At 33.5% G+C, this 24105-nt stretch carries 24 protein-coding genes and 1 tRNA gene; 10 read left to right on the forward strand and 15 right to left on the reverse strand.

Annotation, left to right across the window (positions count from 1 at the left end; genetic code table 11):
* Window positions 1–35: 35 nt before the first annotated feature.
* On the reverse strand, window positions 36–941 hold the full coding sequence (locus K5783_RS10150; protein WP_297474149.1) for a hypothetical protein: 906 nt from the start codon (window positions 939–941) through the stop codon (window positions 36–38).
* Window positions 942–1355: 414 nt separating this feature from the next.
* Window positions 1356–1478: a hypothetical protein gene (locus K5783_RS10155; RefSeq protein ID WP_297474150.1), complete on the reverse strand. Its 123-nt coding sequence runs from the start codon at window positions 1476–1478 to the stop codon at window positions 1356–1358.
* A gap of 51 nt (window positions 1479–1529) precedes the next feature.
* Here K5783_RS10155 and K5783_RS10160 point away from each other — a divergent pair, with 51 nt between their 5' ends.
* Complete coding sequence (locus K5783_RS10160; protein ID WP_297474152.1) at window positions 1530–2081, forward strand: hypothetical protein; 552 nt, start codon at window positions 1530–1532, stop codon at window positions 2079–2081.
* 300 nt (window positions 2082–2381) lie between these two features.
* Here K5783_RS10160 and K5783_RS10165 read toward each other — a convergent pair whose 3' ends face one another.
* From K5783_RS10165 to K5783_RS10180, 4 genes are all read right to left on the reverse strand, one after another.
* Window positions 2382–3446 (reverse strand): hypothetical protein, encoded by a 1065-nt coding sequence (locus K5783_RS10165; protein WP_297474154.1) that lies wholly within the window; start codon window positions 3444–3446, stop codon window positions 2382–2384.
* 126 nt (window positions 3447–3572) lie between these two features.
* Complete coding sequence (locus K5783_RS10170; protein WP_297474156.1) at window positions 3573–6305, reverse strand: hypothetical protein; 2733 nt, start codon at window positions 6303–6305, stop codon at window positions 3573–3575.
* Window positions 6296–6766 carry a hypothetical protein gene (locus K5783_RS10175; RefSeq protein ID WP_297474157.1) on the reverse strand — a complete coding sequence of 157 codons (471 nt, stop codon included), beginning with the start codon at window positions 6764–6766 and terminating at the stop codon, window positions 6296–6298. Before K5783_RS10175 ends, K5783_RS10170 begins: the two co-directional genes overlap by 10 nt.
* Window positions 6753–7259: a hypothetical protein gene (locus tag K5783_RS10180; protein WP_297474159.1), complete on the reverse strand. Its 507-nt coding sequence runs from the start codon at window positions 7257–7259 to the stop codon at window positions 6753–6755. Before K5783_RS10180 ends, K5783_RS10175 begins: the two co-directional genes overlap by 14 nt.
* Before the next feature lie 113 nt (window positions 7260–7372).
* Here K5783_RS10180 and K5783_RS10185 point away from each other — a divergent pair, with 113 nt between their 5' ends.
* A complete protein-coding gene (locus K5783_RS10185; RefSeq protein WP_297474160.1) occupies window positions 7373–7993 on the forward strand; it encodes a hypothetical protein in 621 nt (206 codons plus the stop codon).
* Entirely contained in the window at window positions 7990–9201 is a 1212-nt protein-coding gene (cas1, locus tag K5783_RS10190; protein ID WP_297474162.1) for a CRISPR-associated endonuclease Cas1, read from the forward strand. Before K5783_RS10185 ends, cas1 begins: the two co-directional genes overlap by 4 nt.
* A 910-nt stretch (window positions 9202–10111) precedes the next feature.
* On the opposite strand, the gene K5783_RS10195 is transcribed toward cas1, so the two are convergent.
* Window positions 10112–10261, reverse strand: coding sequence for a hypothetical protein (locus K5783_RS10195; protein ID WP_297474164.1), 150 nt, complete (start codon window positions 10259–10261; stop codon window positions 10112–10114).
* Window positions 10262–10269: 8 nt separating this feature from the next.
* On the opposite strand from K5783_RS10195, the gene K5783_RS10200 reads away from it, so the two are divergent.
* From K5783_RS10200 to K5783_RS10215, 4 genes are all read left to right on the forward strand, one after another.
* On the forward strand, window positions 10270–10653 hold the full coding sequence (locus K5783_RS10200) for a response regulator (protein WP_297474166.1): 384 nt from the start codon (window positions 10270–10272) through the stop codon (window positions 10651–10653).
* A gap of 640 nt (window positions 10654–11293) precedes the next feature.
* A complete protein-coding gene (locus K5783_RS10205; protein ID WP_297474168.1) occupies window positions 11294–11515 on the forward strand; it encodes a hypothetical protein in 222 nt (73 codons plus the stop codon).
* A gap of 366 nt (window positions 11516–11881) precedes the next feature.
* Window positions 11882–13696, forward strand: a complete 1815-nt coding sequence (locus K5783_RS10210) for a potassium transporter TrkG (protein WP_297474169.1) — start codon at window positions 11882–11884, stop codon at window positions 13694–13696.
* A gap of 231 nt (window positions 13697–13927) precedes the next feature.
* Window positions 13928–14584 (forward strand): DNA repair helicase, encoded by a 657-nt coding sequence (locus K5783_RS10215; protein ID WP_297474171.1) that lies wholly within the window; start codon window positions 13928–13930, stop codon window positions 14582–14584.
* On the opposite strand, the gene endA is transcribed toward K5783_RS10215, so the two are convergent.
* The gene (endA, locus tag K5783_RS10220) at window positions 14581–15144 is read right to left on the reverse strand and encodes a tRNA-intron lyase (RefSeq protein WP_297474173.1); all 564 of its coding nucleotides are present in this window, start codon (window positions 15142–15144) and stop codon (window positions 14581–14583) included. The genes K5783_RS10215 and endA overlap by 4 nt on opposite strands.
* Before the next feature lie 98 nt (window positions 15145–15242).
* Between endA and K5783_RS10225 the strand changes: the two genes are divergently transcribed.
* The gene (locus K5783_RS10225; RefSeq protein ID WP_109876319.1) at window positions 15243–15752 is read left to right on the forward strand and encodes a 50S ribosomal protein L16; all 510 of its coding nucleotides are present in this window, start codon (window positions 15243–15245) and stop codon (window positions 15750–15752) included.
* Here K5783_RS10225 and K5783_RS10230 read toward each other — a convergent pair.
* Window positions 15744–16007, reverse strand: a complete 264-nt coding sequence (locus tag K5783_RS10230; RefSeq protein ID WP_109876320.1) for a hypothetical protein — start codon at window positions 16005–16007, stop codon at window positions 15744–15746. The genes K5783_RS10225 and K5783_RS10230 overlap by 9 nt on opposite strands.
* Window positions 16008–16070: 63 nt before the next feature.
* On the opposite strand from K5783_RS10230, the gene K5783_RS10235 reads away from it, so the two are divergent.
* Window positions 16071–16147: transfer RNA gene (locus tag K5783_RS10235), tRNA-Gly, on the forward strand.
* A 1-nt stretch (window position 16148) separates the two neighbouring features.
* Here the strand turns inward: K5783_RS10235 and K5783_RS10240 are convergent.
* Both K5783_RS10240 and K5783_RS10245 read right to left on the reverse strand, forming a co-directional pair.
* On the reverse strand, window positions 16149–16580 hold the full coding sequence (locus K5783_RS10240; RefSeq protein WP_297474176.1) for a hypothetical protein: 432 nt from the start codon (window positions 16578–16580) through the stop codon (window positions 16149–16151).
* The gene (locus K5783_RS10245; RefSeq protein ID WP_297474296.1) at window positions 16573–17901 is read right to left on the reverse strand and encodes a cation:proton antiporter; all 1329 of its coding nucleotides are present in this window, start codon (window positions 17899–17901) and stop codon (window positions 16573–16575) included. The genes K5783_RS10240 and K5783_RS10245 overlap by 8 nt, the downstream gene beginning before the upstream one ends.
* Window positions 17902–18325: 424 nt before the next feature.
* On the opposite strand from K5783_RS10245, the gene K5783_RS10250 reads away from it, so the two are divergent.
* The gene (locus K5783_RS10250; protein WP_297474177.1) at window positions 18326–19843 is read left to right on the forward strand and encodes a chemotaxis protein; all 1518 of its coding nucleotides are present in this window, start codon (window positions 18326–18328) and stop codon (window positions 19841–19843) included.
* On the opposite strand, the gene K5783_RS10255 is transcribed toward K5783_RS10250, so the two are convergent.
* Genes K5783_RS10255 through K5783_RS10270 form a run of 4 tightly spaced genes read right to left on the reverse strand, consistent with a single transcriptional unit; the run spans window position 19840 to window position 24097 of the window.
* Complete coding sequence (locus K5783_RS10255) at window positions 19840–21906, reverse strand: cellulose synthase family protein (protein WP_297474179.1); 2067 nt, start codon at window positions 21904–21906, stop codon at window positions 19840–19842. The two genes, K5783_RS10250 and K5783_RS10255, sit on opposite strands and share 4 nt — an antisense overlap.
* Before the next feature lie 51 nt (window positions 21907–21957).
* Entirely contained in the window at window positions 21958–22905 is a 948-nt protein-coding gene (locus tag K5783_RS10260; protein WP_297474182.1) for a ferredoxin family protein, read from the reverse strand.
* A gap of 33 nt (window positions 22906–22938) precedes the next feature.
* A complete protein-coding gene (locus K5783_RS10265) occupies window positions 22939–23250 on the reverse strand; it encodes a hypothetical protein (RefSeq protein WP_297474183.1) in 312 nt (103 codons plus the stop codon).
* Window position 23251: 1 nt separating this feature from the next.
* Complete coding sequence (locus K5783_RS10270; protein WP_297474184.1) at window positions 23252–24097, reverse strand: sulfurtransferase; 846 nt, start codon at window positions 24095–24097, stop codon at window positions 23252–23254.
* Window positions 24098–24105 lie beyond the last annotated feature (8 nt).

Below are 24105 nucleotides of genomic sequence, written 5' to 3' on the forward strand. Positions count from 1 at the left end.
TATGAATTGTCGGGAGACAATAAAAATCGATTAAATTATTTTAGTAACTTTCGATGTTCTTCTTTACTGATTAAAACATTTGGTGTTACATCCAACTCTATGTTTTCATATGTGTCTAGAATTTTATTAACTCTAGGGATATATTTTTCAACACGTTTTTTAATTTCTTTACAATACATTATGGTTTGATCTGCTATTTTTTGTCTGTCTTCATCACTACGCTTTGCATCCATAAAATCACTTAATGTTTGCATTGCTGTATTTGCATGATGAATCCAATTTGCCAATACAGACATTTCCTCATTCAAGCCTTCTGTATAGATATAATTTGTAGATGTTAATTCATCAATTGCATTTTTATTAAATCTATAAAATCCTACAAAGTCCTTAGTTATTGGGTTTTCTCCATCTATATGAATTTCAGCTACTCGTAGATTTTCAAATAGTTCTGAAAGTAAACCTGTTAATTTGTTCCTGATTTGTTTTTTCTCAAAAGTTTTCATCACAAGATCTTCAATTTTTAGAAAATCGAAAACAGGATTATCTGCTTTTTCAGGGTTTTCTTTAATTTTCTTTAATATCTTTTTGATGTTATTGTTGAACTCTATGATTTGTTTTGGGCTTTTGATAGAATATTCTACAACTCCATATATGCTTAAATCTGAAATGAATTTTTTTGCTTTAATATCTTTGTTGGTAACAATTATTGTTCTTGTTGATAAAGCATGTCTTACACCTAATTCCCACATAACATTTCCATTAAACCCCGTAATATCTGCCAAAACTAGATGAGCATTCTTCAAATTTTCAATAATTTCCTTAGTAAATGATCCAGTTGTTATTTCGGATCGAATGCATCTGTAACCATATCCTGCCGATTCGATAGCAGATTTAAAAAAATGTTCATAAATCTCATTCCATTTATTAGAAGAGATTTTCATATGTGTTGAAAAAGGCATTATGACATAACAAACTTTTTTGCGAGGTTGTTGTCTCAATACTCAGTTAATATGTGACAATTATTTAATCATATTTTATCTTCGTTAAGGAAAGTCATAGAAATTAACACTAAATTTCCTGCTGTTTTTTTCTGAAATAGACCACATATTTTCTAACCAAATTCATTTTTCTATCTGCATTCAAAGTCGCTTTCCTGACATATTCCCTAATTTTTCCTATCTGAGAAATATTCTCTTGTAGAGGCGATGATACTTCGATCATTGATGGCTATCAAATTTATCATAATTACGTTAGACCGCACATGGAACTAGACGACAAGACCCCTGTCGATGTCTGTAAGATTAAGATTAAAGAAAAAGATAAGGGGATACGTTAATTCATAACGCGTCTAAATTTTAATCATCAGTATCTGAATCATCAGAACTGTCAGAATCATCAGGTTCTGAGAAATATGATTCTTTGATTACTTTTCTAGTCTTAGGTAATTCCAAATCAATGTCGTCATTTTCACTAGACATAGTATCATAAAATATGAGACCTTTTATTTAAGAATATTATTTGATTGAATATTGCCTGAAAAAGAATTTCTTGACGAATTAAAATCTCAGTTTACTAGATTAATTACTTCTAAAGATCGACTTGATACCAAGACAAGTAATATGATAACAATGTCTGGTATGATATCGACATTATTGTTAGGAATAGGGGCTTTTCTTCTAAAAACTGTGGATTCATCGTATTCTGGGTTTTCATGTTTATTGATAATTTTGCTGAGTGGTGTTGTATTGATGATAACAACAGTGGTACTCAATATTTTAGCATACAAAATAAGAGACCAAACATACCCTATGGGAACTAACCCATTTTTCTTAAAAGATGGGAATCCCAACACAACAAACATAGAGAAATTTTCCAATGCGAAAACAGATGTTTTTGATAAAAGAATGATTGAAGAATATTTGGCAAGTATCAAAAATACAGAACAACAAATAGATGATAAAGGTAGAATATTGAAATGGTCTCAAATTACATTTCTTACAGGCATAATTACCATTCCGTTATTGATTGGAATACTCATTCATGTTTTTAGTACAAATGGAGTGACAATTGGTACAGGATAATCATGTATTCGAATTGAAGAAAAAATCGGGTCTGATTAATCAGACCAAACCATAATTGTAGTGTTAATATCGTCTAGTTTGGATACTATTTCTTTCAATAGTCCAATTACCTGAGTTTGATATTCGTCCATGAATAATTTGTAATATTCAATCAATTAACTATGTTCCTAACCCTTAACAGAGAGAAAATGTCCCATGAACTTGATACACCATTAGATGATCTCTTTAAAAACATCGTAAATTAAATGCAAGAAAGAGAAACTCAATAAATTTTTTATAAAAATTATTGTTAAATGGATCCTAAATCAAATTCAGTTGCATTCGTTTTTTATGTTCTAATATTGGTAGTAAAAACAACGCAAATGCAAATATTCCCAAAACAAGAGACATCATCCAAGTTCCTAAATGTTCATACCAAATAATTGCTGAATTTTTCAGATCATCCTGTATAACAGATATCATAGCAGAAGTCATCATGATGAAAATTGCACTTCCAATAACTATTAAAAGAATTTTGTCAATAGGAATTTCTCTAGGCTTATGATTCTCGTATTCTAAAGATGCGTACAAATCATTCTCTTTTTTGTAAATACTTTTTTTATAAATTATATCGACATCTCCTAAATATAGATCAGCGTAATGATAGAATGATTTAGTATTAAGAAATAAAGATCTTTTAATTCTAAATGCTTTCATTAGTGGAAGTGTGATAAAAAATGTAACACTTATTCCAACTATTATGACTAGAGGTAAAGCATAAGATATGGGAACTAATTCTAAAGGAATTACCACGGTATCATAAATCAAAGGCATTTGCAATAAACCTATAATTAAAGAACTAATTGCAATTGTTGGAATTATACTACGTTTGGCACTTGGTAATGTTTCATAATAATTTTTTATATCTGTACTTCTTTTTCTAAGTTCATCAACTTCATAGGATGATTGTTCATTAAGAGTTTGTGTGTATATCTCTCTTAAGTAAATTTTATGAAGTTTAACTAATTGTCGACGAATATGTGTCTGAATAAAATATTTTAAAATAAATCTATATGTTTTTCGAGTGACAGTAACTCCGCTAAGTTTAGGCTTATCGTTTTTATTTTTTAGATATTTAAAATAATTTCTTAATATTGAAATCCACAATTTAAAATCATAATAAAAAGTAAAGATGAATCCCAGAAGAGTGAAAAACTCAATGCCTAATTTTTGTTCTTTAATTAATTTGATTGGCTCGTCTTGAAAATATTCGAATTTTTGACATTGTTTGTCATTTTCAACACCATTTAGTACTTTATCATAAGTAAGAGTCAAGTCTTTGTCTAATTCCATAATTTTCTTTATTCGTTCTTGTTGAAGGGTCATTACTTTTTCTAAATCATGATGGTTTATCGTATATTTAATGGATTTTTATCGAATCAGAAACTAGTTTTGTATATCAGTGGTATTGTTTGAAAATTATTTTACAACAAACAATTACACAATTTGAAGTTAATTCTTCGAGAAATCCTTCTTGAACAATTTTTCTAATATTTTCATTCTAAGCACAATCATCTTATCGCTTTCTAGTTTCTTTTTCAACCTGTAAAACTCCCTTCTATCCAGTCCAATTTCAAGTGCATTTTCCAGAGTCAAACTAGCAATGATCTCTCGCAGTTTCTTTTGTTCATTCACATACTCACTGTTGTCTTCTGCAAAGACGCCTCTTACCATTGAAAATTCGATATTGTTTGCCTCTTTTCCGATGTACTTGATGGAATTCTTGTCAATCTCTATGTGTTTGCGCTCTAAAACTCCGATATCCCCGTTTGATTTTGCCTCAGGATGATTGATGTAATCCTCAAAGACATGATCAAGCATTTTCCAGTATTCCTTTGAATCAAGTGAGCCTTCATGCGGATAGATCTTGCCTGTTTTATGATCAAGGAATTCCATGTATGGTACTTGGCTGTGTTTTGATGAATCGACTTTGGGAATCATAGGTATGATTGGTTCTCCAGTTTGAGGATCTTTTTGCGTAGCAGTTCCCATATTGAAAAAGTTAAACGGCTTTATCGAATCCGAGTAGGATTTTCCCTTGTTTAGTTTTGAAAATCTTTCATAGATTGGAAAAGTGCTTACTCGTAGTGTAGAAATTGCAGGTCTGTTTTTGTATTTTGAAATAATCTCGTCTTTTCTTTCTGGATGATAGTGAACTTCTAGAATGTCTTTCCACCATTGCTCATGGTCTACTCCTTCCAAATGTCCTAATCCATGTGAAGAATACTTGTAGATTACAATCTCACCATCTTCAAATCCATAAAGGACGTATCTCTTTGCTGAAATTCCGTAAAACCAGACATTGTCTGCAAGATGTTTTTCCTTGTTTTCATCTTCATAGTCTTCAATCTTGAACATCTCTACGTCATGCTTGTACGGGTTTAATAGTTTGAAAAAATCCTGAATCAGTTGCACATGCTTTGGCGAAATGAAAACTGCATCAGTGTCACAGTATGCCATGTATCCGTTATTCTCTAAAACAAGTGACTCGGCTGTTGCCAAGATTAGTCTGGCGCCAGATGTCAGAAAAACACCCATTACTGGATTGAAAAAAGTACCGTTCTTCTCTATTCTCTCCACACTAGTTTCAAATGACTCATCAGAGCCATACACAGAAACGTCGTTGTTTTTGTCTGGATGCTCGATATCTTGCTGAATAAAAATTCCATAGGATGAAGAATTTGCAACTATCTTGAGATGATTCTGAATTAACTTTGAGATGGAATCATCTAATGAGATGATGTTATTTTTTATCTCCAGTCTCTTTTCAATTATTTTCTGAATAAAATCTTCATCAGGTTTTACGATAATCCCTTCAAAGATCTCAATTTCCTTGAGATTCTCCTGTATTCCTTCTGGAGCAAAAGTGATTGATTCTAGAATCTGTGGAGTTTTTCCAGATAAGAATTTTGAGCCTATCAAGTCATGCAGTGTAATCCAAATGGCAGTGCCATCAAGGGATTTTTGATAGTTTATGCCTATATTGGTTGTATTTTGTGTGTTGTATTTTGCTCTGGCAGGCAGTATGTCGTCATCTGGAACTACCTTGCAAATGGTTACAGATTCTCCCCAGAATTCTTTGTTTGCCACATCTTGTTTGGTTATAGTGTCAAGTAGTCTTTGAGTTTTCTTTGTGGATTTATGATGGATTATCTTTTTTGCTTTTAGGAATTTGTCCATCTGTAACAAGACGTAGATTGTAGGATACATGCTTGTAAAATCAATGTAGGATGTTTTGGTCGGAGTCTTTCTAATCATACAATCAGTTCTGCCCCCCAAATACGTCATCATGACATAACCTAACAGCTCCCTTGAAAAACTTGGGTTTTGTTTTAAGAAAGGTACTATTCCAATTTGCTCCAGATACGATTTTCCAATTGATGCCGGAGAGTACAATTCACTTTCATGCTTGCGGATATGATAAGTTATGTATCTCTTCATTGCTTGCAAGTACAGGTCATGTGTAGCTAGAGTATCATTGATGTTGTAATCAACATATTCTTTGGAGATGACTCCGTGTTCGTCTGTTTCTAATTTCCTATATGGAGATCCAAAGTCAATTAGAGCGTTTTTTAGATTGTACGATTCGTTTGTAAGCGAGAAAATAAACGTCTTGAGATCAACAAAGCAACCGCGATAGGTTCCAGATTTTTTCTCAGTCTCTGTTTTAGATGGAGATGCAAACTGGATGAATGCTGATTTTCCATCAAGGCTTTTAATTACAATTCTAGGATTGCTTTTGTTCTCAGATAATTTTAATGAGAATCCGTTGTGTTGCAGTTTTGATTTTCCACAATATGTTGCAAGTCGCGACAAGTCAAAGGGGAGATTAAATCCAACGCAAATTGCCCTTACACGATAGACATTTGGAATGAATACCTGCTCGACAAAGTCTTTCCTTGAGAGTAATTCACATTTACGCTTTGATGCAATTTTTGTGATTTTCTCAATGTCCTGTTTTGATAAATTGTCGTCATAAAATATACAAAAATGGCGCAGTTTTCCAAACGACCATACACCGCAAGAGCCAAAGACCAACCCCTGAAACTCATCAGATCTTGTCTCAGTGTCCAAAACTAAAACGAGGTTTTGATTTACCTCGAGTTTTAGGCGCGGTTTGTCTCTTTTTTTGCCTTTTTTCTCAGTGTAGCATCTGAAATAGAGAGGTAATCTGGTCATTGCCATCTTTCCAAAAGCACGTTTATCTTTTCATTATACGAATAGGCTAATTTTGAGTAAATACTGTTTCCTGTCTTGATTGTCTTTAATTCCAAAATGTTTTGCAATCCCAAAAGAAAAAATGCCTGTATGACAAATTCTGTCTGATTCTTTTTCAGCCATCTTTTGTCCCATGTTTTCTGTCTGTCTGATAGCCATCGGTGACAAACAAGGCATACGGTTATTGTTCGATAGTCATGCTTTCTTCCTGAGACATGATGAAGTTCTAAATCACAAAGATCCTCTTTTGAATTACAAATCTCGCATCTTTGTTTTTTGATTTTTGATTCACGTTTAGTTTGATGGAATAAATCATCAATCCATTTTTGAGCACTGTAGATTTCTGATTTTGTAATATCAAGTAATTTCATAATTCTTTCATTTGAGAAAACAGATAATGGTAAAACTACATCACTATTCAAATTCATACACATCCACAAATTCAGGTTCTTCTACTCTCTCTTCAACAGAAATTATTTTTTTAGGTCTAGTTTCAAAAGAGTGCAACTTTCCATTGCTGTCTCTGATTTTCTTTTTGGAAAACTCTGATAATTTTTTCTTGTTGCCCTTTTTGAATTCCTTTACAGCGTTATGATATTTTCCAACGGTACTGGCATGTCTTGAATCATTAATCTCGATTGAAATTTTTTTCCCTTTTTCATTAATTATCATGGAGCGTGAAATCTTGTCAAATTTCTTTGCAACCCATCTTCTGTTTATTTTTTTGAAAGCATTGGTATGATTGAGAACCATTTTTACTGAGAGTTTGTTTTGTCTTGCAATCTTTGTCAGTGACTTTTTTGTAGTACGTGCTTCTGAAACAACCTCTAGTGATCTCATTCGAAGATCCTTTTCTTCTGACTTTAGATTTTCCCAAGATTTTCTGAAAATTGGAATTTTCTTTCTTTTTGCTGTTGACACATGTAATATTAAATAAAAAATACATTTATCTACTCAGATGAGTGTAGTAAACTGTATTCAAAATGTCATATGATGCACAAAAAAGAATCAAAGACGAAAATAGGAGAAAAATAATGTTAGAACTCAAAAACAGTCCTAAAAGATTCAAAGATTTACTAAAATCAACTAAATTCTCGCCTACTGGTCTGACTAAAATCCTAAAAGAACTTGTGTCTGAGAACAAAATCCAGAAGACTCTACATGAAGGAAAAGAGGCTTATTCGCTTTCAAAAAAGCAGTCACGTGATTTTGATGATCTCTTTAACGTTGCACATACCATAAACTCCATCATAGGAAAAGGTGGGAAATACTATCGATTTCATTCCGGTTTAGAAGATATTTTACAAAATCCAAAATCATCTTTGGGGATAGAATCCAATTTGACATTAGACAAGGAATTGGATAAATTAGATCTGTTATCAAGCAAAGACATAGATGAAATTAGAAAAATTGTTCTTAAAAAAATTGTTCATAATATAAAGACACAAAAACTGAATAAAAAACAAACAGGGGAACTCGTACTGAGCTTTGTCATAGATTATCCAATGTTATTTGATGCGTTATCTTTGACTCCAAAAAAAGTTGCAAAGGGTATTGCTAAATTTGTGCAAGAAAAATATGATAAGATACCAGAAAATGCAAAGCAAAGAAAACCAAGTAAAGAAATAATCAAATTATTGAGGAAGAAGAAATGAATCCTTTGTTGATTTCAGGATTTGGCACATCCATCAATGTTGACAAGCGAAAACTCATCATTACAAACAAACTAAAAAAAGAAAAACTTGAATTCTATCCTCACAAGATTGATCATGATTCTATAATCATAGACGGGCATACTGGAAATATTTCCTTTGAGGCAATGCGTTGGACTGTAAAGCATGGAATCAATCTATCTTTGCTCAATTGGAATGGCAATCTTTTATCAGTTACACTTCCTGAGGAACCAAAATCAGGAGGATTGAAAATAAAGCAGTACCAAAAATACTTGGATGATTCATTTAGAAAAACAATTGCAACAAAGATTATCCAAACCAAAGTTGATCATTCTCTCAGTCTGTTGGAGCAACTCTCAAATTATTACGATGTGGATTATCTCAAAATAAAACAATCATTTGAAAAAGAGACACGAGGACTAGATGCAAACTCTGATAGAATTTATTCTGACTTGATGACCTATGAGGGAAGAATAGCCCAGATTTACTTTGAGCAGATTTCTAAAATAATCAACAAAATCGTGCCTGAATTCAGGTTTAATGTGCGTAAAAACAAGGCAATGTCTAGAAACTATAATGCATCAGATGAGGTCAATGCACTGTTCAACTATGGATATGCAATACTAGAATCAGAAATCAGAAAGTCAGTCAATGCAGTAGGGCTTGATAGTACAATTGGATTCTTGCATGAGATTACTCCGTCAAGAACCCCTTTGGTCTATGATCTGCAAGAGCTGTTCAGATGGATAATTGACTTGTCAATAATTCAACTGTTAGAAGAAAAGAAACTCAAAAAATCAGACTTTATTGTAACTGAGAATTACAACATGAGATTACGAGAGAAAACTGCCAAATTGCTAATTGAAAAGATATCTGCAAACTTTAACACAAAGGTTCCATACAAGGGCAGAAACTATTACTATCAAAATGTGTTATTTGACAATATTCGAAACCTTGCACATTGCATTTCTGATAAAAAGATAAAGTTTGACTTTGATGTTCCAAAACTAATCATTCAAAGAGATGATACTAGCAAACTACGGGAGAAAATCCTGTCATTGACTCCCGATGACAGAAGAAAACTTGGAATCAACAAGTCTACTTTGTGGTATATCAAGAAGAATATATCAGACGGCAAGACTGCAAAAATTTATGAAAAGATAATATACAAACTAAATTACATGAATTGATTCCTGTTTGCCTCATAGTGAGATATTCATAAAATGAATTGAATGTATTCATAAAATGAATTGAATGTATTCATAAAATGAATTGAATGTATTCATAAAATGAAAAAAAGATTTGCTAAAAATGAAAAAAAGATTTGCTAAAAATGAAAAAAAGATTTGCTAAAAATGAAAAAAAGATTTGCTAAAAATGAAAAAAAGATTTGCTAAAAATGAAAAAAAGATTTGCTAAAAATGAAAAAAAGATTTGCCAATAAAGAATATGTCTAAAGATTAGGTAATTTCAGGCGTGAATTTACATCATTTACTGTATGAATAAAGCAAAAAGAGATTTCGTAAAAATATGAATTACTTTATTTAATTTGTAAAACTTTTTTTCATTTTACTGAATAAATTTACTGTTCATTATGAAACATTTGCGAATTAGTTTTCAGTTCCATTATTAATTCCATAATAGTTCCATAATGATTTTCAGTTTTACTTTTAATTCCATTATGACAGTTTCATTTTGATATGTGATTTCATGCGTAATTATTTTGGAATTAGATAATTATTACATAATTAGGCGTGCGATTCAATTATGAATTCAGATTATCTAGGCGTAGAAATTATTTTGTTTACTGAATAATTCATAATGGAACTGTAACAGTTTCAAAATGGTTTACAGTTTTTATTTTTAATTTAGAAAACGTTTCTGTTTCAAAAATCAGTAAAGTTTTGTAAAGTGATTTTACTATAGTAAAACCGTGAATAAAACTCTGAAAATAGAGTAAATTTTACAGTTTTAGGCGTGAATAATTTTTGTAAAATGGATACTTTACGCGTGAAAAAACCAACTTTATCTGAATAAATTTTACAGATAATTTAGAAAATTTTTCTAATTCCAATAATCACACTAGCAGGAATTCCAAAATTACATTCCGATATTTAGTAAAATCAAACCAATTCCATAACTCAAAATAGATTCTTCGGAATTCATATCCACATGATTCAAAACGCCAGTAAAAATTAATCTAGTCTGTTTACTTTGTTCAAACATGGTTTCATAGTGTCGTTTTATCATACAATGTTATGCCACCAACTGTTATTGTAATTGATGACAGCCATGCTTTAACACAGGTAGTTTCAGAGTTTCTCACACTCAATTCAATTGATGTTTTGGCTGTAGGACAAAATGGAAATGAAGCCGTGGAACTGTACAAAAAACATTCTCCGGATTTTGTATTGATGGATTATTTAATGCCTGAATTTAATGGATTGTACGGACTTCAAAACATTCGAAAAGTAAATCCTAATGCCAAAGTTATCATGTTTACAGGTAGTGCAGATCCGGGACTCTTTGATCAATTTAGGGAATCAGGGGTTTTTACCATATTAGAAAAACCATGTGATTTTGATAAAATCGTAAAGACGATTAACAACGCTTCAAGTAATACTGTTCAGTTGACTAGTTGAGATTTATGAAGATTTTTAAAATTTCAGAAAACAAAAGCTACATTCAGACTGTCAGGGGTTGATAAATGTCACAATTAATGATGAATTAAAAAAAAATAGAGTGGCATAAAAGAAAAAATCATGAAATTTCTAGAGAACAAGAATCTGAACAAATACGTCGATTAAACACATCTTCATATTCTCTTCCACAATGAACACATTTTCTAAAAGACATGTTTTGTTTACACATTCATTCTATTAAAGGAGTTGAGATTTTAATAATTCAAAGTGACTAGTGATGTTGTAATACGAGAATTTTTCTTATACATGACAGATGAGTTAAATAATCTTTTGCAACGTTATTCAAGTGATCAGGACAAAAATTACTGCGTTTACAGGTACAAATGCCAATAAACTATGTCAGATCAGTTTCATGCTTTCTAATCTGTCACTTAAAACCTTATTACAAACAACAACGATATAATGTGATGTCAAATTTAATATTTGAAAATAATTCCCCTTGGGAATCTACGAGTAAATACATTCTAAATTTTCCAGATATTAGATTTATTGGAGTGATAAATAATATGGGCAGTCTTGTAAAAGTAAATACAAAAAAGGAATTATTCCAATTGCAGAAATAGATCAGTACAAAATGTGTATGGAGCATGCATTAGAACTATTCATGAAAAAAGATCTTGATGACGTCTTGGGATCACTTGACTATATAGTATCAAAAAGAAAAAACATAAAGATAATCACAATTCCAGTCAACGACTACCTCGTATTAATATCTGCACAATCCAATACAAAGATTGAGCCCATTATTGATGAAATACTGAAAAAATTAAAGGATATGCAAAACGACGTTACAAGTATATGATAATTTCTGAAATATGTTTGTCTAGATAATTCTAAATTATATTCATCACGATATGCACTTACAACATTATCTATGAACTGACTCATAAATCCTGTTTTTTGGATTTTCAATAAATGGAAAAACATCAAATTGCTCATCTATGGGTATTGAGAAGAGATATCCAATCTGTTTTTTTAAATTCATCATTATTTGTGACATTTCTCGGGGTCTGTCTATAATCCCAGCATTACATTTTTGGGGATATAGTTAGGTCAAAAGAAATGTCACAGTGGTGGGTTTGAAGATCTGAGATATTTTAGTCCCATTCGTATATTCTGCGATATTTATTAAAAATGGTTTTAATACTTCAAGAAAATCTCAGCAGGTATGCCTTATGAAACCAAGAATATTGTAAACAACATTCTTGACAGAAAAGTGTCTAGGTTTGCAAACACAAACTTTTTGAGACTTTTAGATTCTACATCCATGGTAGATGCATGTAGCATCATGCAAAAAAATCACAAAGACGAGGTTATTGTAATTGACAAAACAAATTCTGTAGTTGGAATAGTTACGGATCAAGATGTCCTAAAAAAAATCGGCGAAGCTCACGCAAATCCAAAAAAGACCACATTAGATGACATCATGACATTTCCTCTTGTCAGCATCAAACACAATGATACGTTACTTGATGCCCTGAAAATAATGAGGGATAAAAATTTACGAAAACTTGCAGTGACAGAAGATGATGGAACTGTAATTGGCATAATTTACCAGAATACCATAACCAGTCTTATCCGCCAAAAGGTGGCATCTCCTTCCCCTACAAACTATTCAATCAAAGCAATACTGTGGAATCTTGGGACAGTAACTCAGTTCGCAGGAATACTGATGCTCATCCCGTCAATTGTTGCAACACTGCTCAATGAATCATTGGTTGCAACAGGGGTGTTCCTGATGGCCACATTACTTTTGATTACGGGATTTTTCTTAAATACATACGGAGAAAAACATCCACTTACATTGCGAGGCTCAGCAGTGATGATACTTGCAAGCTTTTTCATTTTGGTGTTGCTTGGTACCATTCCATACCTGTATGTCTCACCATATGGCCAAGGGGATTTTGCAGACCTGTTTGCAAGCAGTTTTTTCTCTAGTGCATCAAGCTTTACTACCGCCGGAATAACGCTATTTGGAACACCTGAGGATTTGCCTGACAGTTTTACCTTCTTCCGAAGTTTCAGTCAGTTTGTAGGGGGAATGAGCTTCATTTACCTGATAATGACTGCGTTTTATCCTGAAAAGAAACTCATTACAATGAGGGGTTTTATCTCAGGTAACATTCCAAAACTGCGTGAACTGTTTGCAACAATCGCAATAGTCTTTTCGATTTATGCTGTAATCATTGCATTGTTGATGTTTTATCTGGGAGAGCGAAACATTCTGGATGACTTTTCTCTTGCAATGAGTGTGCTATCTACTGGAGGATTCATGCCTGATTCTGCTATTTTAGAAACATTGACCGTACCAGAATATTTGGTATTGATGGCAGGTATGATACTTGGAGCGTTGCCATTTGGACTTCACTATGCATTTGTCAGAAAAAAATTCATGTCCTTCAAGCTTACAAAAGAAGTCGGAATTTATTTTGCAATACTTGGTGGTGCAATTTTACTTTTTACTGCAACAACTGATGTTTCTGAGTTGGATTCAGCATTTACTGTAATTGCCGCAAGTACCACTGCAGGCATGCAGATTATTGATCTGACAGATATTGGCGATGTGTCTGTGAGTATTTTGTTTGTCCTGATGCTAATTGGTGGCTGTGGATTTTCAACGGCTGGTGGAATTAAGATATTCCGCCTTGAGCAAATATTCCAGTTTAGAAAATATTTCAAAAAATCAAAGTGGGAGAAAATTCCAATCCATGAGCGAAAAGAAATATGGATTGCAGTAATTTTGCTTATCTTGTTTCCAACTGCCCCTATCCCTGTGGCATATCACATAAGTAATCAGGGTTATGATTTTAACGATTCATATTTTGAGTCAGTTGGTGCGATAACCACTGCAGGGTTAGGGACAGGAATAATTGACAATGATCTTGATGCGTTTTCAAAAATACTTGTGGGGCTGCTTATGATATTGGGTCGTCTGGAAATAATTTTGCTTGCATACATCTTTGTGCCTAAACTTATTTCATAGTCCTAAAAATCATAGTCAAAAGATTCCAATTGATCATAAACACATAGTAATATACAATCTTACAGATGGTTCTTACAAAATTGTACCCATTAACATTACAGCTAAAGTCGGAATCTGTAAGTTTACCAATTCTTTTTCAAATTCGTCGTTAGTTGTGACATCTCTAAGGCTCTGTCTATGTCCCCAGTACCATACTTTTTGTTTAAATAACAAAATTAAGACCAAGAATTATTGGGATTAAGAGATATCAAATTAAAAGAAGAGTATCGTTCAGATAGAGATGATATTGTAACAGAGTTTTTCTTTCCTTGTCTAAGTCATTGTATAGAATATGATAGGTGTGTGGATTTTTTATCAATTCATGCTCTAACCACGATTTCAATGGCGTTTGAAAATTTTTCAGGCGGAAATGCAAAATTAAGAATGATAACAGGCCACAGGTTTAGAACGGCTGATCTGAATCTATTTACAAAACTATTTTCAGAAAAATTCACAAAATCATTTGAAGGAAGATCAATTCAAAATTCTAAAATTCAGAAACTTCAAGACATTGTAAACAAAGGTCAAATTGAGTTAAAAATTGTAATTCCAAATTCAGAGCAAATAGCAAATTCATTTTCAGAGAGAATAGGAATTTTCAGAGACGATGATGATCAAGCTGTTGCGTTTACGGGAACATCAAGAGAATCATTTTCAACTCAAACAAGAGATTTTGAATCAGTAGATGTTTTTACATCATGGAATGATAAATCAAGAGTTGAAAGAAAGATGCAAGACTTTCAAGATCTCTGGAACAACAAGACAAAACATGTAGAAGTTTATGATTTTATGTTTGCAGAAGAGAACAATCTTTTAAAATATTCATCAGAATGGATTATGCAAGACTAGAGTTGAAAAGATTCTTCTAATCTCGCTTTATTTTCATAGAAATTCATTCTGTTGATTTTATAATAGATTACTTCACCACGACGATCAATAACTGCAATTATTGGTTCTTTTCCCATATGTGTGATATCTTCAATCTTTTTTTGTAGATTGCCCATCTTCTCTTGCTGACCTTCGTTGAGTCCAAAGACTAGATATTTTGCTCCTTTCTCACCAAAATGTCCTCTCTCATAAACTCTAAAGTCAGAACCAAAACCAAACCCATCTTTTACAACATATCCTCTATTTCGAAGATCACGATATATCAAAAATTTAGTAAGTATGTCAGAATCAGTTTTTTGGCAAATGCTCATAAAAGTATCAAAATCAATTTGTTTTTTGATTTTTTTTAAAATCAGTCTTTTAGTATATAACAAATACAGAGTCTCAAATTGTTTTAAGAATAATTTTTCATTTTCAATTTCTCCATATCCCTTTAGTTCAAGTTCATGAATCAAATTTTTATCAGAAATGCAAGCTTGATCAGAAATCATCTCACCGTTAACGATAGGAGTATCATCCATGATAATGAGAAAATCAAAGGATTTCCATATAAGCATTGGAAAATACGAGCGCATTTTGACTCACCGTTAAAATATGGGCGGTTTGGTTTGAGAACATAATGCATGGTGCAAATTATAGAACTGCAACTGGACAAATTTTTACCAGAAAGGAGTACATCAAGGGTAAACCACAGATCAAAATTGCAAAATTTCAGGGGGGTAAAAGAGGAGTTTACAAGTATTGTGTACAGTTATTGATTAACGAAAAGATCCAGATCCGACACATGGCAATTGAATCAGCTAGATTAGCAGCAAACAAAACACTAGAGAAGACAACAGGTGAAACAGGCTACTATTCAAGATTAAGAATTTACCCACATAATCTCCTAAGAGAGAACAAACAGATTGCAACTGCAGGGGCAGATAGAGTTTCGGAAGGAATGCGAAGATCCTGGGGCAAAGCAGTTAGTTTGGGTGCAAGAGTCAAACAAGGCCAATGCATTATGGAAATGTACGTAAATAATGAAGCGCATTTAGAGGCAGCAAAAAAAGCACTTCATGGGGCATGTGTGAAATTACCAGGCACTCCAACAATTAATGTAATTGAATGGAATAAAGTATCACCATAAATTCTCTAAATCAGATTTATTGTTTTTGACAAATTTTAAAAATTCTTGAAATTCATCTTTTGTTGGTTCACGGTTTAGAATTCTTTTTGATTGATAGTAAAAAGCGTTGTAAATTCTTCCAACTACTACACCCAATGCAAATGATTTAGAATCATCAATGTTCGATAGTAATTGAATTATTTCTTTAATTTCATCTTTATTGGAGATTGTTTCTCGAATTTTTTGTTCTATTTTACCAAGAAGTATTTCATCCATAACGTATCTTAATTGAAATAGTTAAAAACAGTTTAATATCCAAATTCAACCTTTAGGGTTGTTGCAGTTATAGTACAGTCTGGTTAGTACTCGTGCTTGCCAAGTACGTGACCCGGGTTCAAATCCCGGTAACTGCACCACTTATTTTTGATTTTTAGGAACAAGTGCATTTTTGATAATTTCTAATGCATCTTGAGCTTTTTCCGGACGTGGTAATTGAATCATAAACACATTATCTTTTCCATAATTTGATTTTGGTGAGGATAATGCAAACATTGCAGTATTTGCAAGCGATTCAAAAAAGTCAAGATGGGTTTTTGCATTAATTAGAAATGTCTCAACAATGTTTCCTTTAGAAAATGTCAAAACCACTTCAACGAATACGTTTCCTAATCCATCTTGCAGAATATTCAGATCAGTGTTTATGGATAGAGATTGACCTGCAACCTTAGAAAGCATGGCATCATATTTTTTCTCTTCGATAATTATACACGGAGTTTCTTTCCCGTCAAAATCAAAAGTAGTGATTCCATCGTGGGCTTGCTCCATTAGTTTTTTTAATTCATCAGACATCTTGTTTTTCCTTTAGCGCGGGGATTATTTTATCACCTGCTTTTACTAAAAATGGAGAAATAAATGCAGTGATTATAGAAATTATACCCATCAATGGGAACAAGAAAGCACTGACTGCCCCTATATCCACCCCAACTTTTACAATTACAATTGAAAATTCACCTCTTGGAGCAGCTAAAGTAAATGCAGAACGTATCGCTTTGCTACGTTTTTGTCGAAAGATAATATTTCCAATCAGATTCCCACCAAATTTCATTCCGATTGCTACAGCAATCAAGGCAATTGCCAAAAAGATGTGATTTTCAAGTTGTGATATATCCATCAAGGCGCCAACTGAAATAAAGAAAATTGCGACAAACATGTCTTTTATTGGACTTGACAGCAGTTTTGCAACTTCGGACGATTTTGATTCTGCAATAAGAACCCCTGCTAAAAAGGCGCCAATTGCAACTGACAATCCAACTACATTAGCAAGTAATGCATATCCAAAGCAAACACCTAGAATACTTAGCAATAGAATTTCACGGTGCTCAGCTTCTGCAACTCTATCAATTAGTGGTGGAATGATTCGAGTTCCAATGGTAAATGTTCCAACTATAAGACCAATAGCAACTAGAACCACAACAATTACAGATTCAATAGAGACTGTCCCAACTAAAGCAATGGACTGCAATGAAGAAATCAAAATAACTGCAATTACGTCTTCTACAATCAAAATTCCCAAAACAAGGATAGAAGATTCCTTTTTGATCCGTCCCATCTCTTCTAAAATTTTGACAATTATTGCAGTACTAGAAATAGACAATGCGGCTGCAATGAAGAGGGCATCTAAAAATTCCATTCCAAGTGCGGTTGCAGTATAAAACACAACACCCAATGTTGAAAACAGACCCATAGTTCCAACCCCAACTGCTACACGTCCAATGTTTTTGATTTTTGCATATGGAAATTCTATCCCAATTACAAAAAGAAGTAAAATTACGCCAATTTCAGAAAAAAGATTCAACGCAGAAATATCAGAGAGAATTCCAACACCTCCAGATGAATTAGAAGATGGGCCACCTTCAGGTAAAACCCATGACCAAAAAGGAGACAAAGGACCAATTAGCATTCCTGCAAAAAGATAACCAATGATTAGCGGTTGTCTAATTTTGAAAAAAGCAAGAGTGACTACTGCACCAATTATCATAATAAATGCCAAATCAGTTACAAAAGTTGTATGAGGAAGATCAGGAGTTATCTGTTCAATTAAACTGGTAACTGTTGTGTTAAGTGAGCTATGAATTTCACTTGTATCTATCTGAAGTGAAATGTTTTGCATATTTTCACTTGACAAATTTCTTTAAAAATGATTTCCGATTAAAAATTTGGGAACCAAATTTATGAAATTACAATAATTGAAAATAGGCTCAAAGCACAATCTTTAAGCTCTTATGATGATTCATCATAATCTTAATGCAGAGTGATGATTAGGTCATCTGAATAATATGTAGAAATATGACCTGGGGTATCTGACTGCATCTTTGGTTACGTCATAATCACCTGAGTATTAATAGTACGGTACCATACCGTACTGTATGATTCAATGTGAATATTGTACAAGAGGGTTTATCGAGACGGCAAACGGGTTGGCCGAAAAGACCTTTCATGAGTTACTTCACGAACCAACTGTTGTAAACAAGTAACTCTTTACATTTTTTATTTTAGACCCAACTTTTTTATCATCATTTTTTAATTGATTGTGTATGGCTACAAAGAAAAAGACAGCTGCCCAACCAAAAAAAGTAGTGAAAAAAGTTTCAAAAGAACCAACGCCATCAGCAGTACTAAAGAAAGTAGCATCAGTTTCAGATTCTAACAAAGCATTACAAAAAGAGATCAAAGTAATGTCAAAGATTTTTGGAGAAAATCAAAAAGTCCTTTTATCAATGAAAGGAATGATCGACACACTAACATCAACTTTGGAGTATATCCAAAAACAATCAAAACAGATCAACATAATAGAAGAAGACACTCAAAAATTATACGCAGGACTAAATCAAGTAAGAACTCAATCTAATTTAGTAAATAAAATAAATGATCAAACTACGAAACTGCAAGATGAGATAAACAAAATTTCTGAGATCCAAAAGACAACAAAACCTCAGGAATTATCTCAGCAAGTTCAAGACAGTATGAATTCAATTAAGAACAATTCTCAAATGATAATAAAAATTGCACAAAGAATTGACGAAGTCAGAGATGATCTCAGAAAAGTTTCTGGAAAAACAGATTCATTTTTAGAGATTAGCTCTGAGATGAACAAACTAAAAAACAATCTGGATGAAATCTCAGATAAAACTGCAAAACTAGATACTGGGAATCAAATCATCCAGAGTCTCAAACAAGAATTTGAAAGAATTGCAGATAGTGCAATATCAACAACAGATCTTAATTCAGAACTTGAAGCAATCAAAGTCACAATTGATTCTATTTCATCAAAAGCATCAAGGATTGATTCTCTGGGAGGAATAATTGACGGACTCAAGCAACAGTTTGAAACAATTTCGTCAAATGCTAAATCAGCAGAAAACCTAAGCTTACAGACAATCAAGGATTTAGGAGGCAAAATAGATAGGATTGAGACTGAAATTGGAGGATTATCAAAAAGAGCAGATTCCACAGCATTTGTAGGAGAAGGACTCAAATCAGTCCAGGAAGATATTTCAAATTTCAAGCAGACAGTGTTTGATAAAACAAACAGCATAGAGCAAAAAATATCCTCAGCATCAGATATTCTAAAAAGACAAGATGCATCGACAATAGAATTTCATAAAAAATCAGACAAACTATTTGAAGAAATACAGTCAATTAAAAGTGCCACAAACAAGTCAACAAGTGATTCATCAAAGGAGATGATGGCATTGCTAAAACTCTCAGAATACCAATCAAACGTCAGAATGAATACAGAATCAAAGTACGGTGAATTAAAAGACATTGAGAAGATGGCAGCGCAAACTGCAGATATTGTGAATTTATTTGACAGAGTCTCAATTGAGTTAGGTGAAAAAATTCCACTGCCGCAAGAAGTAAGACAGTGGGCAGTAAGTAAGATCTTAGATTGTGCAGACAAGTGGGAAGTTAGATTCAGCGATGTCTATTCAGTTTTAACTAATGCAATAGGCAGAGACATGTTAAAAGAAACAATTAGAGTGCAACAAGTAAGAGATATTTATGGAATTAGAGCAGTAGATGAAATTAGAAAGGATCTAAATATTCCTTAGACACCGGTTTCGTCGATTTCTTTGAATTGCTGTTTCTTTTTCTTGAGTGCAGCAAAGATTCCCAATATGGCTGCAATCCAAATTGTGCTAAATAGGATGTTCGCAACACTGACATACATGTATGGAGTTGCATCCATAATGTTAGTTTTCAGAGATAAGGCTCTACCATTGAGGTCAATCATTCCTGTATGATATGCAGAACTGTCTTTTGGAACAGTTGAGATTTTTTCAATACTTGCAACCATTGTATTTACATCGTTTTGTATTCTAAGCAAGTTTGTAGATTCTGTTGCAAATATCCAAACTGGGTTTTTAGAAATGACTTCGCCATTAGCATCAGTTGTTTCAGGAACATTAGCCATTACAAGTTCCAAATCTTCTTGAATTGCTACCAAGTGATTTTTAATTATTACAGGATCAGAGGAGCCCACAATTCCATCAAGGTGGCCTCTAATTCTATCCAGAGGGTAAATATCAGTATTGTAACCATAAATTGCCATGAATCCTCCAAAAACAATAATTCCAACAATTCCAATCATGGAAAGTTTGTAAACAGTATTTGCCATTTTTTCTTTCTTAGTTCTTGGTCGTAATTTACTTGATTTATTTCTTTTAAATCGCGTATGAGACAAGCTCATGTAAGCAATATAGAAAAATCCAGTAGCCTGCAGTCCAATAATAGGAACAAAGATAGGATTATTTGAAAATACTGCAATGAAGATCCCCATTATGCCATATACACCAAAAAAGATCTCAAGCAGGGTAACTTGGGAGAAGGGCAAATTGTACGCATTATCTTTCCAATCATCTTTTGTTTTTAGAACACCATATTTTGGAGTTCTAAGGAATTCATTCTTCTTTCCAATAACTGCATCAAATACTGCAACTGTGTTATTCACCGACATTCCAGCATTGTAAATTAGTAATGCGGGAAGGATCTTGGCTTTAGACTTCCAAGATTTTTGATACATACTTTGCATGATCATGATGTATGCCCCGGGTCCCATTGCAAGATATGTTGCAATGGTTATTGCAGGAAGAAAGCTGATCACATAGAGATTGACCTGACCTGCAAGTAAAATCGGCAATGCCAAAAATTGTATCAGCATTAACGGATAAACAACGTGACGTGTAAGCTGGATGAATGCTTGAATTTTTGCTTCAACTGCAACTTTGCGTTTTAGTGCAATGTCAGTAAGTAGTTTTATTGCACATTGAATAGAGCCTTTTGCCCAACGGAATTGTTGCCTCTTTGCGGCATTCATCTGTATGGGAAGTTCAGCATTAACTACAATGTCAGGCAAGAACAAACATTTCCATCCTTTCATTTGTGCCCTATAGCTTAGATCAAGATCTTCAACTAGTGTTGCAGTGTGCCAACCACCTGCATCCTCAATACAATCACGCCTCCAAATTCCTGCAGTACCATTGAAATTCATAAACAGATGAGAGTTGCTTTTTGCTTTTTGTTCAATTAGAAAATGAAAGTCAAGACTCAATGCTTGTGCTTGAGTGATGGCAGAATAGTTTTCATTAACATGGCCCCAGCGACACTGAACTAGGCCAATTTTGGAGTTTGTAAAATGCGGGATTGCTCGTTTGAGAAACCATGTTGGCGGAATAAAATCTGCATCAAAAATTGCAACAAGTTCGGTATCAGTGGATTTCATTGCATGTTTTAATGCACCTGCCTTGTATCCACTTCTCGTTCCTCGTCTGACGTGCTCTATTAGAAAGCCTTGATTTTTGTAATCATCAACTGCATCCGATAGTAACTCAACTGTATCATCATCAGAATCATCCAATACCATAATTCTCATCTTATCTTTTGGATAATCCAAGTTACATACTGCATCGACCAATCTTTTTGCAACATACTTTTCGTTATATATTGGAAGTTGGATTGTAATCGAGGGGGTTCCCCAATCAGTAGTCGATAAAACCTCTTTTCTTTTTCTTGAAAGAAACGCGAGGTAGTAAAAATTACAAGTGTATGCAGTGATAATTATGGCCGATAAAATGAATAGATCAAAAACAAATTGGGTGAAAGGGTTGATTGCCATATCCCTAATCTCACAAAATTACTAATCGCTATTTATACTTGCAATAATTGATTATTTTTGCTCGAAGATCTTGATTGCCTGTGGTGGACATACGCCTTCACATGCAAGACAAAAGATACAATCAGGCTCTTTTGACATTAATGGTTTCTTGTCAGATGCAGGATTTCCTGGAGTGTCAAACCATTCATAGACACCTACTGGACATGCTTCAATACAACCACCGTCTGCAATACAAATATCATAATCTACGGAAACAAATTCTCCCCAAACACCCATAATTCCATTTGATGTTCCCTTTCTTCCCCAAGTCTTGATTGTGTGCTCTGGTGCCTCATATACCGCAGTTTGTTTCATTTTGGATTTGAATTCCACATCAATTGGACCAGGTTTTGCACCATCTGGGATTTCGATATTTTCATCATCTTCTTCAGCATCATCTTCTTTAGCTTCAACAGGTTTTGGTTTTGCGCCAAGAACAATTTTTGCCAATGGAGTTAATTCTTCTAGTTTTTGAATTGCTGCAACTTCAGAGATCTTTTCAGTTTTTGCTAAATAAGATATCATTTTGTCTGCCAAAATGGTATTACGTAAAATAGTATCAATGACCATTTTTGCAAAATGATCTGCTTTCTTTCTGTAATCTTTGACCCAGTTTGGATCACCAAATTTTTCAATTGGGAATATTTGATAAATAATATCAACAACTTCACCTGTAACAATTTCTACTGTAACAGATAGTTCAACCTCTTCGTACCCTTTGGCATCAACATCATCCATATTTTGTTCCTTCCAGCGATAGGTTGCGTAAATTCTATCAGCATACATGTCCATCTCAAAAGCCTTTTTGAGACCATCATGAACGGATTTGAGTTCTGTAGGTTCCTCTAGTTTAATCGGTAATCTGTATAGTCCAAGTTTGTAACCATGTAAAGGATAAACGCCACGCTTTGCAGTGGGAGCCTCCATGGAATAAACTCGATCTTTTAAAAGTAAAGACATCTGACTTTGATGATTCTAATTTATTTAAAAAGGTTATCCGTCGTCATCTGGACAGGTCAACTCTCTAAGCTCTGTGTATTTTTTTTCCATGGCTTGCGCATGTTCTAATATTTCAGACAGATCGTGAGAATCCTTTGAGAAATACCACCTAATTACTACCCAGTGTCCGATGCCATCCATATCATGGATCATTCCCTTGTCAGCTTTGACATTTAATTTCTCATCGATGGATGTCTCCTTTATCGTAAGACCACGTTTTGTTTTATCCTCCAAGATGAATTGGGAACCACCATCTTTGATAAAATAGAAATTTCCTTTCTCAAGTACAGGAAGGTCTAAAAGCAATTTATTTTTCCACAGGATTTCCTATCATGTTACCCCATTCAGTCCAAGAACCATCATAGTTTCGAACCTTTGGATATCCAAGTAGATATTTTAGAACAAACCAACTGTGGGAAGATCTTTCTCCAATTCTGCAATAACAAATTACATCCTTGTCAGGAGTCACACCTTTTGGTTCATAGTTTTGTCTTAATTCTTCAACTGCTTTGAATGTGCCATCAGTATCATTAACTGCAGTTGCCCATGGAATATTATTTGCACCAGGAATGTGTCCACCTCTTTGTGCATGCTCCATCGGATACTCTGGAGGAGCAGTAATTTGACCAGTAAATTCTGCAGGAGATCGGACATCGACCATTACAGTGTCTTCTTTGTCTAGTGCTCTGCTTACATCAAATAGATATGCTCTTAGTCCTTCATCTGGTGGTTGTGCAATGTAAGTCGATGGAGACAGTTGCGGCTCTTCAGTAGTATAAGATTTATTTTCTAATTCCCATTTCTTTCGTCCACCATTCATAATTTTGAGATTCTCATGACCGTAAATTTTGAAAACCCAGAACACAAATGCTGCAAACCAATTGTTAAAGTCACCGTAAAGAATTACTTCAGTATCAGCGGTGATTCCATTTTTTGCCATCAAGGCTTCAAATTGTTTTTTACCAATAATATCTCTAGTAACAGGATCATTAATGTCACGTTTCCACCAAATCAGTGTGGCGCCATTTATGTGGCCTTTTTGATAGCCATTAACTGGATCATAATCGACTTCGACTAGTTTTCTATTTTCATTTGGTGGATTTTGAGATACCCATTCAGTATCAACTAAAACTTCAGGGTGAGCGTAACTCATGATGTTTA

The organism is Nitrosopumilus sp. (assembly GCF_025699125.1).
Classification (GTDB): Archaea; Thermoproteota; Nitrososphaeria; order Nitrososphaerales; family Nitrosopumilaceae; genus Nitrosopumilus.